The organism is Enterobacter cancerogenus (assembly GCF_019047785.1).
In the GTDB taxonomy this organism is placed as follows: Bacteria; Pseudomonadota; Gammaproteobacteria; order Enterobacterales; family Enterobacteriaceae; genus Enterobacter; species Enterobacter cancerogenus.
The window spans coordinates 3,283,273-3,298,275 of the sequence record NZ_CP077290.1; the positions used below are offsets into that span (position 1 = coordinate 3,283,273).

14 protein-coding genes are annotated in these 15,003 nt (G+C 48.9%); 12 read left to right on the forward strand and 2 right to left on the reverse strand.

Annotation, left to right across the window (positions count from 1 at the left end; translation table 11 throughout):
- Positions 1–21: 21 nt before the first annotated feature.
- Positions 22–1,455, reverse strand: a complete 1,434-nt coding sequence (gene dacB, locus I6L58_RS15545) for a serine-type D-Ala-D-Ala carboxypeptidase (RefSeq protein WP_088208455.1) — start codon at positions 1,453–1,455, stop codon at positions 22–24.
- A 248-nt stretch (positions 1,456–1,703) separates the two neighbouring features.
- Here dacB and greA point away from each other — a divergent pair, with 248 nt between their 5' ends.
- A complete protein-coding gene (greA, locus tag I6L58_RS15550) occupies positions 1,704–2,180 on the forward strand; it encodes a transcription elongation factor GreA (RefSeq protein ID WP_006178768.1) in 477 nt (158 codons plus the stop codon).
- Positions 2,181–2,331: 151 nt separating this feature from the next.
- On the opposite strand, the gene yhbY is transcribed toward greA, so the two are convergent.
- Positions 2,332–2,625, reverse strand: a complete 294-nt coding sequence (yhbY, locus tag I6L58_RS15555; RefSeq protein ID WP_003861814.1) for a ribosome assembly RNA-binding protein YhbY — start codon at positions 2,623–2,625, stop codon at positions 2,332–2,334.
- Positions 2,626–2,752: 127 nt separating this feature from the next.
- On the opposite strand from yhbY, the gene rlmE reads away from it, so the two are divergent.
- The 11 genes from rlmE to I6L58_RS15610 all read left to right on the forward strand — a co-directional run bounded on the left by rlmE (position 2,753) and on the right by I6L58_RS15610 (position 15,003).
- Positions 2,753–3,379, forward strand: coding sequence for a 23S rRNA (uridine(2552)-2'-O)-methyltransferase RlmE (gene rlmE / locus I6L58_RS15560; protein WP_006178766.1), 627 nt, complete (start codon positions 2,753–2,755; stop codon positions 3,377–3,379).
- A 102-nt stretch (positions 3,380–3,481) separates the two neighbouring features.
- Positions 3,482–5,416, forward strand: a complete 1,935-nt coding sequence (gene ftsH / locus I6L58_RS15565) for an ATP-dependent zinc metalloprotease FtsH (protein WP_006178765.1) — start codon at positions 3,482–3,484, stop codon at positions 5,414–5,416.
- Positions 5,417–5,515: 99 nt separating this feature from the next.
- On the forward strand, positions 5,516–6,364 hold the full coding sequence (folP, locus tag I6L58_RS15570) for a dihydropteroate synthase (RefSeq protein WP_006178764.1): 849 nt from the start codon (positions 5,516–5,518) through the stop codon (positions 6,362–6,364).
- A complete protein-coding gene (glmM, locus tag I6L58_RS15575) occupies positions 6,357–7,694 on the forward strand; it encodes a phosphoglucosamine mutase (RefSeq protein ID WP_088208456.1) in 1,338 nt (445 codons plus the stop codon). The genes folP and glmM overlap by 8 nt, the downstream gene beginning before the upstream one ends.
- Positions 7,695–8,101: 407 nt before the next feature.
- Positions 8,102–8,815 (forward strand): type IV pilus major pilin, encoded by a 714-nt coding sequence (locus I6L58_RS15580; protein ID WP_088208457.1) that lies wholly within the window; start codon positions 8,102–8,104, stop codon positions 8,813–8,815.
- Between the two features lie 74 nt (positions 8,816–8,889).
- Positions 8,890–10,911, forward strand: coding sequence for a type II secretion system protein (locus I6L58_RS15585; protein ID WP_176399427.1), 2,022 nt, complete (start codon positions 8,890–8,892; stop codon positions 10,909–10,911).
- Between the two features lie 31 nt (positions 10,912–10,942).
- Complete coding sequence (locus tag I6L58_RS15590; protein ID WP_254082121.1) at positions 10,943–11,383, forward strand: TcpQ domain-containing protein; 441 nt, start codon at positions 10,943–10,945, stop codon at positions 11,381–11,383.
- Between the two features lie 13 nt (positions 11,384–11,396).
- The gene (locus tag I6L58_RS15595; RefSeq protein ID WP_088208459.1) at positions 11,397–12,857 is read left to right on the forward strand and encodes a type II and III secretion system protein; all 1,461 of its coding nucleotides are present in this window, start codon (positions 11,397–11,399) and stop codon (positions 12,855–12,857) included.
- A gap of 11 nt (positions 12,858–12,868) precedes the next feature.
- Positions 12,869–13,411 carry a pilus assembly protein gene (locus tag I6L58_RS15600; RefSeq protein ID WP_088208460.1) on the forward strand — a complete coding sequence of 181 codons (543 nt, stop codon included), beginning with the start codon at positions 12,869–12,871 and terminating at the stop codon, positions 13,409–13,411.
- Between the two features lie 3 nt (positions 13,412–13,414).
- Positions 13,415–14,329 (forward strand): hypothetical protein, encoded by a 915-nt coding sequence (locus I6L58_RS15605; protein ID WP_088208461.1) that lies wholly within the window; start codon positions 13,415–13,417, stop codon positions 14,327–14,329.
- Positions 14,317–15,003 carry a hypothetical protein gene (locus tag I6L58_RS15610; RefSeq protein ID WP_088208462.1) on the forward strand — a complete coding sequence of 229 codons (687 nt, stop codon included), beginning with the start codon at positions 14,317–14,319 and terminating at the stop codon, positions 15,001–15,003. Before I6L58_RS15605 ends, I6L58_RS15610 begins: the two co-directional genes overlap by 13 nt.

Below are 15,003 nucleotides of genomic sequence, written 5' to 3' on the forward strand. Positions count from 1 at the left end.
CTATACAGGCCACCGTCATCGTCAATTATTTTGATAAATGTCTTTGTATAGCCTGCTTTCGAAGCGCACCAGAGGAATGCGACGATTACGCTGGTCTGCTGGTTCGACGGCATAGCCGGAAAGATACTGTACGAACGCCATGCGTTGTCCACTGGCGGTCGTGATAAAGCCTGCCAGGTTATACACGCCCTGCAGCGAGCCTGTTTTAGCCGAGACCTTTCCATCCACTCCCGCAGCATGAAGCCCGGCGCGGTACTGAAGGGAGCCATCGTGCCCGGCAAGCGGCAGCATCGTAATAAAGTTTAGTTCAGTGTCGTGCTGTGCAATGTACTGCAGCACCTGCATCATGGTCGCGGGGGAGATCAGGTTATGGCGTGACAGCCCTGAACCATCGACGGCAATCGTATTGCCAAGGTCGATCCCCGCCTGCTGGCGCAGGATCTGCCGTACAGCGTCAGACCCCGCACGCCAGGTACCCGGCACGCCGAAACGCGCATGGCCAATCATGCGGAACACCGTATCCGCGATCATATTGTCCGATTTTTTCAGCATAATCCTAAGCAGATCGTGCAGCGGCGCGGACTGTTTGCTGGCGATGACGTTACCCGACTGATTAACCTGCGTCTGGCGCAGCAGGGTGCCAGAATAGGTAATTCCGGCCTGTTTGAGTTCGTCTTTAAGAATGGCACCTGCGTAACCCGCGCCATCCTGAATAGCAAAGGCCAGCGGCAGCGGGTCGGCACGCTGCGTCAGGCAGCCGGTGAGCGTGTAGCGGTTTAAATCACCCGGGACGACGTCAAGCTCACAGTACTGCGCATCCGGCGATCCTTTTGCCAGCGTACGCACCTGGCTGAACATCGTGACCGGGTAGTAAGAGGCGACACGAATAAAGGCTAAATCATTCGGCTTTGGTGCGCTGTAAAGCGACACGGAGAAACAGTTACGGTCAACGATAGCCGCGGCTGGCGGGGCACTAAAGCACTGCGTCATGTCGTTCCACGGCCAGCCTGGGGCTTTATCATGGCTGGCAAAAATCGAGGTGTCGATCAGTACGTTGCCATCGATCTTTTGCACACCAGATTTTTTCAGCACCGCCACCATGTTGCGAATATCCTGGCGCTTGAACGTTGGGTCGCCGCCGAACCGGGCGATAAGATCGCCTTTCAGCTCGCCACCGTCGATGTTACCTTTGGTCTCAAGGGTGGTGGTAAAGCGGAAGTCAGGACCAAGCTGAAGCAGCGCGGCGAGGGCGGTGATCACCTTTTGGGTACTGGCAGGCAGCGCCATCTGTTGACTGTGATAGTCAATATCGGGTGCCTGTGCTCCAACCTTCTGCACCATCAGCGCAAGGTTAGCCCCTGCGGGCAGCTGGTTAATGTACTCATCAACATTCGCGGCCTGAACGGTGAACGTGATACTGGTAGTCAATCCGATGATAAATCTGGAAAATCGCATAGTCTCGCGCTAACAACCCGAAAACAAACCGTCATACTACGGTGCATGGCACTGCAAAGTAAACGATGACCCATAGTGAACTTCGCGGTAAAATGCGTATCAAATTGAAAAATTGCTGCTGACCTGGGACTTTGTTCCCGGGTCGGTTTTCTTTTTGCTTCTGGCCCGCTCATGGTTGGATGTACATGGGCGCAGGGGCCGGAGCAGGTGACGCTGCTCCCAACAGGAATGTTCAAGAGGTATAACAAATGCAAGCTATTCCGATGACCTTACGTGGCGCAGAAAAACTGCGCGAAGAGCTGGATTTCCTTAAATCCGTACGTCGCCCTGAAATCATTGCCGCTATCGCGGATGCGCGTGAGCACGGCGACCTGAAAGAAAATGCTGAATACCACGCCGCGCGTGAGCAGCAGGGCTTTTGCGAAGGCCGTATTAAAGATATCGAAGCGAAGCTGTCTAATGCGCAGGTTATCGATATCACCAAAATGCCAAACAATGGTCGCGTGATTTTCGGCGCTACCGTTACCGTGCTGAACCTGGACAACGACGAAGAGCAGAAATACCGCATCGTTGGGGATGACGAAGCTGACTTTAAGCAGAACCTCATCTCGGTAAACTCGCCGATTGCGCGCGGTCTGATTGGCAAAGAGCAGGACGATGTTGTCGTCATCCGCACTCCGGGTGGTGAAGTGGAATACGAAATTATTAAGGTTGAATACCTGTAATTCGCATCTCCGATAAGATGTTGATACATTGTAAAGATAAGAAAAAGGCCGCATAGCGGCCTTTTATCAACTTAAGTAGCGTGGCATTTTGCTCACCTGCTGACAGAAATCCCTCGTTTTACACAGAAAATGTGTTCGATTCAGGATATCCTTAGCGTGGCAGCGAGATTTTACGCTCTTTAGATGGGCGATAGAGCACCAGCGTTTTACCGATGACCTGTACATTACAGGCGCCGGTTTCGCGCACGATGGCTTCCACGATCAGGTTTTTAGTGTCTCTGTCTTCAGAGGCGATTTTCACCTTGATCAGCTCGTGGTGTTCCAGCGCTTGTTCAATCTCGGCAAGCACCCCTTCGGTCAAACCATTGTTGCCAAGCATAACTACCGGCTTGAGCGGATGTGCCAGACCTTTAAGGTGCTGTTTTTGTTTAGTACTCAGATTCATCGTATATTTTTGCTTACGTTGGGATTGAAAACGGTTCATTCTACCGCCATCTCCCTAATATCGCCAAATAGCTGCGTAGAAATTTACGTCACAGGCAAGCAACGATGAACCAGGACGGAAATGTTAAATGACAGGTAAAAAGCGTTCTGCCAGCTCAAGCCGCTGGCTACAGGAACACTTTAGCGATAAATATGTTCAACAGGCGCAGAAAAAGGGGTTGCGTTCCCGCGCCTGGTTTAAACTTGATGAAATACAGCAAAGTGACAAACTTTTTAAGCCGGGAATGACGGTTGTCGATCTCGGTGCAGCACCTGGCGGATGGTCTCAGTATGCGGTTACGCAAATCGGCGGAACGGGCCGAATCATCGCATGCGATCTTTTACCAATGGATCCTATCGTTGGTGTGGACTTCCTTCAGGGCGACTTTCGTGATGAATTAGTACTGAAAGCGTTACTTGATCGTGTAGGTGACAGTAAGGTCCAGGTTGTCATGTCTGATATGGCACCAAATATGTGTGGAACACCGGCGGTGGATATCCCCCGCGCCATGTATCTGGTGGAGCTAGCGTTAGAAATGAGTCGTGATGTACTAGCGCCTGGTGGTAGTTTTGTTGTGAAGGTGTTTCAGGGCGAAGGTTTCGAGGAGTATCTTAAGGAAATTCGCTCCCTGTTTGCGAAGGTCAAAGTTCGTAAGCCGGACTCTTCCCGGGCTCGTTCTCGAGAAGTGTATATTGTAGCGACCGGGCGAAAATGATAACCGGTGGATTTCAAACGAAAGTTTGAATGACACTGGATATAGAGTATCCTGACGCTGTTTTTAACACAGTTGTAATATGAGGTTAATCCCTTGAGTGACATGGCGAAAAACCTAATACTCTGGCTGGTCATTGCCGTTGTGCTGATGTCAGTATTCCAGAGCTTTGGGCCCAGCGAGTCGAATGGCCGCAAGGTGGATTATTCTACCTTCCTGCAGGAGGTCAATCAGGACCAGGTTCGCGAAGCGCGTATCAACGGACGTGAGATCAACGTTACCAAGAAAGATAGTAACCGTTACACGACCTACATCCCGGTGAACGATCCTAAGCTGCTTGATAACCTTCTGACTAAAAACGTCAAAGTGGTTGGTGAGCCGCCAGAAGAACCAAGCCTGCTGGCTTCTATCTTCATCTCCTGGTTCCCGATGCTGCTTCTTATTGGCGTCTGGATCTTCTTTATGCGTCAGATGCAGGGCGGCGGTGGCAAAGGTGCCATGTCGTTCGGTAAGAGCAAGGCGCGTATGCTAACGGAAGACCAGATCAAGACCACCTTTGCCGACGTTGCAGGTTGTGACGAAGCGAAAGAAGAGGTGGGCGAGCTGGTTGAATACCTGCGCGAGCCGAGCCGTTTCCAGAAGCTGGGCGGTAAGATCCCGAAAGGCGTGCTTATGGTTGGCCCTCCGGGTACCGGTAAAACCCTGCTGGCGAAAGCCATCGCAGGCGAAGCGAAGGTGCCGTTCTTTACTATTTCAGGTTCTGACTTCGTTGAAATGTTCGTGGGTGTCGGTGCATCTCGTGTGCGTGACATGTTCGAGCAGGCCAAGAAAGCAGCACCGTGCATTATCTTCATCGATGAAATCGATGCCGTAGGCCGCCAGCGTGGCGCAGGCCTGGGCGGCGGTCACGATGAACGTGAACAGACGCTGAACCAGATGCTGGTTGAGATGGACGGCTTTGAAGGTAACGAAGGTATCATCGTTATCGCGGCAACTAACCGTCCGGACGTTCTTGACCCTGCGCTTCTGCGTCCAGGTCGTTTCGACCGTCAGGTTGTGGTCGGTCTGCCGGATGTTCGCGGCCGTGAACAGATTCTGAAAGTTCACATGCGTCGCGTACCGCTGGCACCTGATATCGACGCGGCAATTATCGCGCGTGGTACCCCGGGCTTCTCCGGTGCGGACCTGGCGAACCTGGTCAACGAAGCGGCGCTGTTTGCTGCTCGCGGCAACAAGCGCGTCGTGTCCATGGTCGAGTTCGAAAAAGCGAAAGACAAAATCATGATGGGTGCGGAACGTCGCTCCATGGTGATGACGGAAGCGCAGAAAGAGTCCACGGCATATCACGAAGCAGGCCATGCGATTATTGGTCGCCTGGTACCGGAACACGATCCGGTGCATAAAGTGACGATTATTCCGCGCGGTCGTGCGCTGGGCGTGACGTTCTTCCTGCCGGAAGGCGATGCAATCAGCGCCAGCCGTCAGAAGCTGGAAAGCCAGATTTCGACCCTGTACGGTGGTCGTCTGGCGGAAGAGATTATCTACGGTGTGGAACATGTTTCGACCGGTGCGTCCAACGATATTAAAGTGGCGACAAACCTGGCGCGTAACATGGTGACTCAGTGGGGCTTCTCCGACAAACTCGGTCCGCTGCTGTATGCAGAGGAAGAGGGTGAAGTATTCCTGGGCCGTTCCGTCGCGAAAGCCAAACATATGTCCGATGAAACTGCACGTATCATCGACCAGGAAGTGAAAGCGCTGATCGAACGTAACTACGCTCGCGCACGTCAGATCCTGAACGACAATATGGACATCCTGCATTCGATGAAAGATGCGCTCATGAAATATGAGACCATCGATGCTCCGCAGATTGACGACCTGATGGCACGTCGCGAAGTGCGTCCGCCAGCGGGCTGGGAAGACCCAGGCGCTTCCAACAATTCTGACAACAATGGCACCCCGCGTGCACCGCGTCCGGTCGATGAACCGCGTACGCCAAACCCGGGTAACACCATGTCAGAACAGTTGGGCGACAAGTAAGTCACTGCTGTTGATGCGTTTGTCTTAACTTCAAACCCTGGAGCTTGCTCCGGGGTTTTTCTTTTTCGCTAAACCATATAGATACCAGGGATTTTTGCCATGAAACTTTTCGCCCAGGATTCGCATCTTGAACTCTCACATCCTCATGTGATGGGTATCCTGAATGTTACCCCTGACTCCTTCTCCGACGGCGGTACGCACAACACGCTTATTGAGGCGGTTAAGCACGCGAATTTGATGATCAATGCGGGTGCCACCATCATTGATGTTGGCGGGGAGTCCACGCGTCCGGGGGCGGCGGATGTTTCAGTAGACGAAGAGTTGGCGCGCGTGGTGCCGGTGGTTGAGGCGATTGCGCAACGTTTTGAGGTATGGATTTCTGTCGATACATCAAAGCCTGAAGTGATTCGCGAAGTGGCGAGAGTGGGTGCTCACATCATCAATGACATTCGCTCGCTGACCGAGCCGGGCGCGCTGGAGGCGGCGGCAGAAACCGGTTTACCGGTGTGCCTGATGCATATGCAGGGGCAGCCGAAAACGATGCAGGAAGCGCCTAAGTACGACGATGTCTTTGCCGATGTAAATCGCTTCTTTATTGACCATATCGCACGCTGTGAACGTGCCGGCATCCCAAAAGAGAAATTGCTGCTCGACCCGGGGTTCGGTTTCGGTAAAAATCTTTCACACAACTATGCACTGCTTGCACGCTTGTCCGAATTCCATCATTTCGGCCTTCCGCTGCTGGTTGGTATGTCGAGAAAGTCGATGATCGGACAATTGCTGAATATCGGACCGAGTGAGCGTCTCAGCGGCAGCCTCGCTTGTGCGGTAATTGCAGCGATGCAGGGAGCACACATTATTCGCGTCCATGACGTAAAAGAAACAGTAGAAGCCATGCGCGTGGTAGAAGCCACCCTGGCTGCCAAGGAAAACAAACGCTATGAGTAATCGTAAATATTTTGGTACCGATGGTATCCGTGGGCGCGTTGGCGATGCTCCAATCACTCCTGATTTTGTTCTGAAGCTGGGTTGGGCGGCAGGTAAGGTGCTGGCGCGTCACGGCTCGCGTAAGATTATCATCGGTAAAGATACCCGTATTTCAGGCTATATGCTGGAATCTGCGCTTGAAGCAGGTCTGTCGGCTGCGGGGCTTTCCGCCTCCTTTACAGGCCCAATGCCGACGCCGGCCGTAGCCTATCTGACTCGCACCTTCCGCGCGGAAGCGGGGATTGTCATTTCAGCTTCGCACAACCCATTCTATGACAACGGCATCAAGTTCTTCTCCATCGATGGCACTAAGCTGCCGGATGAAGTTGAAGAAGCCATTGAAGCCGAAATGGAAAAAGAGATCACCTGCGTGGACTCCGCAGAGCTGGGTAAAGCGAACCGCATCGTCGATGCCGCTGGCCGCTATATTGAGTTTTGCAAAGGCACCTTCCCGAATGAACTGAGCCTTGCCCACCTTAAAATCGTGGTGGACTGCGCCAACGGTGCGACCTACCACATTGCGCCAAACGTTTTCCGCGAGCTGGGTGCAAAAGTCATCACCATCGGCTGCGAGCCGGATGGCCTGAATATTAACGAAGAAGTTGGCGCGACGGACGTGCGTGCGCTGCAGGCGCGCGTGCTGGCTGAAAAAGCTGACCTCGGAATTGCGCTCGATGGTGACGGCGATCGCGTGATCATGGTCGACCACGAAGGCAACAAGGTCGATGGCGATCAGATCCTCTACATCATTGCCCGCGAAGGGTTGCGTCAGGGCCAACTGCGCGGCGGCGCGGTCGGCACGCTAATGAGCAACATGGGTCTTGAGCTGGCGCTGAAACAGCTGGGTATCCCGTTTGTTCGCGCGAAAGTGGGGGACCGCTACGTGCTGGAGAAACTGCAGGAGAAAGGCTGGCGCATTGGCGCAGAAAACTCAGGTCACGTGATCCTGCTCGACAAAACCACCACCGGTGACGGCATCGTGGCGGGGCTGCAGGTGGTTGCGGCGATGGCGCGCAACCATATGAGCCTGCACGATCTGTGCAGCGGCATGAAGTTGTTCCCGCAGATCCTCGTCAATGTGCGTTTTACCGCCGGTAAAGGCGATCCGCTCGAAAATGAACAGGTGAAAGCGGTGATGGCGGAGGTTGAAGAAGCGCTCGGTAATCGTGGTCGCGTACTGTTGCGTAAGTCCGGTACCGAACCGTTAATCCGCGTTATGGTGGAAGGTGAAGACGAAGCGCATGTGACGGAATTAGCACATCGCATTGCGGATGCGGTGAAATCTGCATAAACCAGTAATATCGTTTTTTTGTTAAGGGGGCGATTCAAATCGCCCTTTTTTATATATATATATCAGTGGTTTAAATATTTTTTTAAAATGCGATCGACAAGACACAAATAATGACATGATCATGTAATAATGTAACTGCTTTTGTGAAAGTGGTATGATACTATTACAATATATTTCTGATTTTCTTGTTTCCTGTTGATCTTTCCTTTTTTAATTAATTCTTAATTATCTTTTAAATTAATATAGCTTGATTTAATTGGTTTGTTTATTTTTTATAGAGTTTATCCATAAATCTAAATTTATTCCTAATGTTTCCTATCTGCATATAAAATTTTAATTATTGTTCTTATAATTCGCTCCGTTCTCAGGAAGGGTCTTGGGAAGTTAAATATTTTAAGGGAAATAGAATGAATAGTCTGGTTTGGAAAATGAAAGGGAATATGAATCGCAAGGCAGCGAAATTACAAGAAATGAGAAAGCAGCGCGGTGTAACCCTGCTTGAAATCATTATCGTACTGGGCATTATCGGCGTTATCGCCGCAGGCGTGGTTATTCTGGCACAGCGTGCATTTACCGCACAGGATCTGTCAGACATTCAGAACAATGCGAACAGCATCCGTACATCCATGACTGAAGCATTTAAAGATGAAGGCAGCTATCCTGAAGATAAAGGCGGTATCGTTGGTCTGACCAAGTCTACCATTGCTAAATCTACTCTGGATACGCCAATCGTAACGCTGGTTAAACTGGGTAAAATCTCTCCAGACGAATCCTTCAACGGCGTTTCTAACGATGCGTTCCAGCTCACCAATGCAAAAATTGACGATACGACTTCCCAGAACAAAGCCTTTGTGCTGGTGGTAAACGGCCTGGAAACCGAAGAATGTCGTAACCTGATCTCCGAAATGGGCAACCAGTGGGATTACGTAGAAGCACTGAAAGATGGTGCCAGTGCCGGTAAAACTGTTGCAAGTGTAACTGGTCGTAACCTGAGCGTAGCTAAGTCTGGAGCGATCCTGAAAACTCTGACTTCTGGTGAGATCGCAGCAGCAGACATCACTGCTACAGGTGTCTGTGATGGCGCTGGTGCAGTTAACGGCGTGATCTTCGGCAGCAAATAATTAAGTAACGTATTTAGCACCCGCCCTTCGGGGCGGGTGCTTTGTTAATGGTGCGATGGAAAGGGTATCAGTTAATGCGTAGCAGAAAGGATTCAGGCTTCAGCTTGCTGGAAATCATTATTGTGATGACTATCGCCGGTGGCGTTATGGTGATGTACACGCACTATGCGCGGAATAAAGCTGAAAACATAGCCCAGCAAAATGTTACGGACGCCATTGCTGAAGAGATGAAAGGAGTTCTCAACTTCATTGATGACGACACTATCGCCCTCGTTGGAACGAAAAACGAAAGAGATAATCCGCTTTACAGTGATGTGGAACCTTTTTATGACGATTATCACCATCGAATCACCAATGAGATAAATGAAACCGATACAGATACTGAAGACAACTATTATTTGTGGGGTAATAGCAGTAGTAAAAACCAGCAGCAGCGCTATCTGTTTATAAGCAGCGCCTGTAAAACCTCTTTAAAATCAGAATTCGAATTCGAAAAAGAGTATTTGCCATGCTTTATGCGCAATGTGGCAACTAACTCCACGGCTGTCATAGACCGCGTGGGTTTTGCGACCGGTAATAACGATGAAGACTCCGATCGTAAATATGATATCAACCGCATCGATGTGATCGTCCGCTTCAAAAAAGAAGAGACAAACAGCGACTATCACTTTGCTGATTTAACACCGCATTTTAACGAGGCCTTTGCAAAGGCGGGTTTCGCGGTATCGCATTCGATTGTCGTACACCGCAAGAACAGTTCATCTGACTGGCAGCTGGTACTGAAGAAGAAGGACAATACAACCCCTGTCGAGTTGAGCAGCTTAGGCAGCAACCTTGATGCGCTGGATCAGTACAAAAAAGACGAATTCGGCGTGCGCTTTACCATTGACACCAATGATAACTCCAGCAACAGCAGCAATATGGGCGGTAAGGTATGCTGGACCCGCGGCGATAGCGGCGTGAAGCTTTGTTACGATGATAATCCGGGCACCGGTGAGCGTGGCGAAGACACGGTGCTGGCGCTCAATATGACCGACCCGGACAATCCGCGTGGTGAAAAAGTCATGACGGGGACCTTAAAGGCGAACGTTGTCATGGAAAATACCGCTTCTCGGGTGAATATTTTTCAACGTTCAGGGGGCAGTTTAAAATTTGACTCGGACGGTAATCCGTTACCTTTGCATCGTAAAGATAAGAACGGCGACCGTTATACGGTTGAACTTTCAGGCAGTGATTCGGAAGGCGGCTTCTACAATGCCGAGGAAAGTGCGGATGGTGGTTTCGAATTAGATACTCCTGACTATCCAGACGCTGCTTTTGACGCTTATGAATTAGTGACGCCTGCCGTCACGGCGTACAGTGAAAAAGGTCATATAACAAATAATCAGCAGGGTATTAACCTCAACCATCGCGCTGGAGATGGCCAGAATTTTGATAATGATGATGATGATGACATTAATATTACTGAATATGATGACAATGCACATAACCCAGCCCATGTTCTGGATAATATACACACGTCACAAGGTTATTACGATTCCAATGGCGGGGGGTATCGTTATGCGGTACAAACCTGTCCTCAGGTAGAGCAAGATATTGTGCTTCGTGATGCAAGGGGTAATCCACTGCGCGATGAAAACGGAAAGGTAAAAACCTATAAATACGCCAGGAAATTATACCCGAGAATGACTGCCTCTATTTCATCCGTTGCAGCGTATCGGGCAACGGCAATAAAAAATGGTGTTATTCCCAATGGTTTTTATGCGTCAGATAAAACCAGGCAGGGCCTGAGTGAACACGACGAAAATGACGAGGTGGGCTCGCTTACGGGACTTGCGGTGCAGGTTGAAATTGCAGAGCAGGGTCGTCGCTCAAGTGACAATTTTTTTGTGACTGGGGGGTCGCACCATTTATATAGCAATTTAAAATATGTATGGGTTATCTCTGGCATTATGAGAATGTATGATGAAAAAACAGCAACCACCTATGACGTACTGAACCCGGGTACCGCTTCTTACGTTTTTCATACGTGGTGTAGCACCATTCCTCAGGATGGTACGCCTGCAGATATACTAGATACTCAGCAATACCAATAAGTATATATTATGATAATGGAATATAAATAATATGAATATTATTAAATGTAATAAATGGACAATGGCAGGCATATTGTTGTGTAGCATGAGCTATGCCCATGCATCGATGAATACATCACCTGCGGTGGAACCCTCTACTAATGCAGCAACGCCTGTAGTGGAAAAAACGCCGCGCAATCCCTTTACATCGGAAAGTGTCGTTTCACCGGTTTATTCATCTTCAGTCGCTTCGCTGGTATTGCAGGAAAACGAGTTGTTAAGTCAGGCTATCAAGCAGTGGGCTGAAAGCAATCACTATAAGCTGTTCTGGAACAGTAAAAAGGATTATTTGATTTACAACACCATAACCCTCAGTGGGAAAACGGATGATGATATTCTGCAATCATTGGGAGATCTCTTTTTCTCCGAGAATTATGGTTTGGTCGTTAAAAAGTACGAAAAAAACCACGTGATTGTTGTCGATGAAATGTAAGTGGATGGAACCCATGAAACTGAAAACAGGTGTATTGCTGTTAGCTTTCCTTGCGCAAGGATGCATGAGTGATTTTGAGAAAAATTATGACGTGCCTAAAAAACTAAATGAACAAACTTCAGATTCGACCACACTAGATGAAGCGAAGACGAAGCCTTACGTAAAATACGACTCGGCCTATTTAGGCAAAAAAGTGCAGTATAGCGTTGAGCAGCAAAAGATAATGGGTAAGCATGTGAAGATTACTTCATATGAGCCAACAACGTTATCAGCACTGATGGAAATTGTGGCAGCACAGACCGGCACGAGTTATCGCATCAACGCCTCTGCAACCGGTGACAAAAAAGCCAGTGCGGATGATGACTCCTGGGATGTCCCGCGTTCGGTACAGTTTGACGGTAACTTCGAAGACTTTATGAAGTACATCGGCTCGCTCTATGATGTTAGTCCTACGCTGGATACCAACAACGTTCTCAAAATTAACGTTTTTGACACCTATGTCATGCGTCTCGATTTTTATGGCGAAAATAACAAAACTGAAACCACGCTTGATCTCTCTGGAAACGAGGCGACGTCAGGCGGTGGCCTGACCGGGAAATCCGAAACTAAATTCGAGTCCTCTTTCTGGGATGACGTAGAGACGATGGCAAAAAACTACGTTACGTCAGGCAACTATACCTTGTTCAAAGATTCATCTATTTTGATGGTCAATTCACGTCCGTCCGAACATGAGTCACTGAGTAAAGCGCTGGATAAATATAAATCCGATAACAGCCGTCAGTTTATCGTGACGTATCGTATTTATATCCTTGATAAAGAGAAAGAAAAAACGCTGGCGGGTGGGTTGAACTTCAATTTCTCTGATTTGCATAACACCGTCAATATCAGCGGGAGCGTCCTGAATAACCTGGCCGGTGGGATCACGGCAGGGTGGAAGAACAGCCATGTTGATATCAGCACCGGTCTGGATGCACTGTACAAATTAACGGGGAGCGAGTCGCTGCAAAGTGGTTCATTTATTACCCGCAATAATATGGCGATCCCGGTCAACATGACCCAGTCTCAGTACTACGTTTCCAGCAGAACGCGTACAACGGATGATACGGGTGAGGTGAACGTAGAAGTAAACACCGATGAAATAGTGACTGGCACCAGCTTTATCATTACCCCACGCGTGTTGTCCGATGGGCGTATTGAGGTGGTGAGTGGGTTTACTAAACGCTTCCTGAACTCTCTGGATGAGTATGATGAAGTGCAGCTGCCAAACGTGAGTACTACAGAGTCGTTCAACTCTTCCATCATTAAGCCGGGTGACTTGCTGGTAGTAGGAAAATTTGAAGTGAAGACCAGTAAAAACGGCTTGCAGTATGAAGTGTTAGGTGCCAGCGACAATGACTCCAGCGGCGTAGCGACAGTCCTAATGGTGGTCGGGGTTGATTATTATCGTCAGCCAATCACTTCACGCGATGAGTGAATGGCTTAGTTATGAACGATATTTTATTTAAAAATAACATATTAACCGGGCTCTACTGGGAGCCCGAAAGCCTGGAAAATCTGCAACCGGCCGAGCAGGCGTCATTCCGCGGGATGATGAAAGCCTATCGCAGACTGGTATATAAAGATGGCGCGGGGCAGATGGCAATTGGTTACAGTACTAAGATATCCACCCTTTACGAACCTTTTGCACTTTATATTAAAGAGCTTTATGGCGATGGCATCTACTTCTCTCACGAGAACGATCTAACGACATATTTTTTGATAATTAATGAAGGGCGTATTGTCAGCGGTACGGACTGTTTCGTGAGTAAAGAGCTTTTTGACGAGCTGATGAAACACCAGGATGCATACAATCATTTGGAAGTCACCCCTCTGGAAGAGATCCAGATTAATGCCGTTGTTGAGCGCTGTTGTGCCAGGCAGGCACGCCTGAAGCGCCGGCGCCGCATCATTATCGGCTCTATTTTTTCGAGTGGGATTGCGTTTTTGACGGTTTTGGCATTGTTGCTTCATATTTTTGTGACGGGATAACGTATGCTGGAAGGAATGTATTTCTGGAAAGATAAAAATGGCTCAGTTTCAAAAGCGAAGCTGGTGCTGGGTTTTCTTTTGATTGCGATATTGATTCTCGGCGGTTGCGCGGGTGGTTGGTATTATTTCGTGATGCTTCCCGATGAAAAAGCGAAAGAAGAAGCTATTGCAAGGCAACAGCAGGCAGCTCAGAAGTTAAGGGATGATATTGAAGCCGTTAAGAAATTCTATACCAGTTCTCTGACGGGTGGCGGTATTGATGAAACCGTATTACTGCTCGATGAAGTTAAGAAAAGTAATGAGAAACTGTCGATCATTCCTTTGGAAAAATATTCATTTGTATGCGATCCCAAAAGCTGTAAGTTCTCATATGCCCTAAAAAAGGGGGCGCTTTGGATACTTCCTCAAAAGTCATTCTGGGATAAGACATACAACCCCACCGCTTTAGCAACGGGGAATAAGAAATCTGGCGGTAAGGATAAAATGGATTTTCAGTACGATAAGATTGAGTCGAGACTTAATAATAATAAGTATCTGAAAGAGTATGACAGCAAAAAGCCGCTGAAACTTTATCCTTGTAGCGATGTAGTTTCTTATATCATGACCTTCAATTCGATGGTGAAAAAAGAAGGGGGAGGTAAGAAAAACCTTGATCAGGTCGTGATAAAAAAAATGCCAACTTCCTCCGTGAATGACCTTGAGTCAACGCTTTCAGGAAAAGTAAAAGCATACGGCTTGCAGGTGGGGAAATGGGAGCTGGAAATTAAGAAAGACGAAAGTTCGTTATCAATTGATGATATGACGAACATGCAATTATTACTTTATAAGCAGGCGTATCGCGATGCGTTTATCGTTAATAAAGTTGAGACGAAAGACAAGGGACTGATAGTTTCAGGAGGACTGGTATGCAAAAAGTAAAGTCAATGGTAATGGTCGGTGCGCTAACGTTCATTGTTGGTGCTGCTGAAGCGGCTCCCGCAACCGAACAACCCCCGGTACTGTCAAAAAAAATGCAGAAGGTTGTTGATGACGTTGTCTCAGGGAAAAGTGAAAAAGGCCAAAACACGCAGAGCGCCGTAGCCGCCACGCCAAAAGCGCAAGCGAATGCCTCTGGCTCTGTAGCTGCCAAACAGGAAACATTCACGTCCTCTTTGGAAGACAAGGATCCGTTGGTGCCATCGGGAGACGCCGAACAAGACAAGGCGGATAACACGGCGAGTATCCAGGATCGACTGGCGTCAATGGCCGAAGAAGATTATGCCTTTGAACAAATGCGACGCAAGCTTGCAAATCTGGTAGAACTTGAAAAATTGCGTAGTGAAATTGTCAAGCTCCGTGGCGAAGATAAAATCAAAACCACGCCAGCGACTTCTGCCTCAGCGTCTAAGGGGCAAATATCAGCATCTGCAAGGTCTGAAACGCCGCGCGTTGTTCTGGAAGCGGATATCGGTGGTGCGAATCGCGTTGCCGTAATGAGCGGAAATACGCTTAGCTATGTTCGCCCGGGTGAAACGTTCACCGTGGGCAATATCAAATACAAGCTGTCGAAAGACAGGAAGTCAGTCGTTATGGCAGAGGATGCTGTGCAGTGA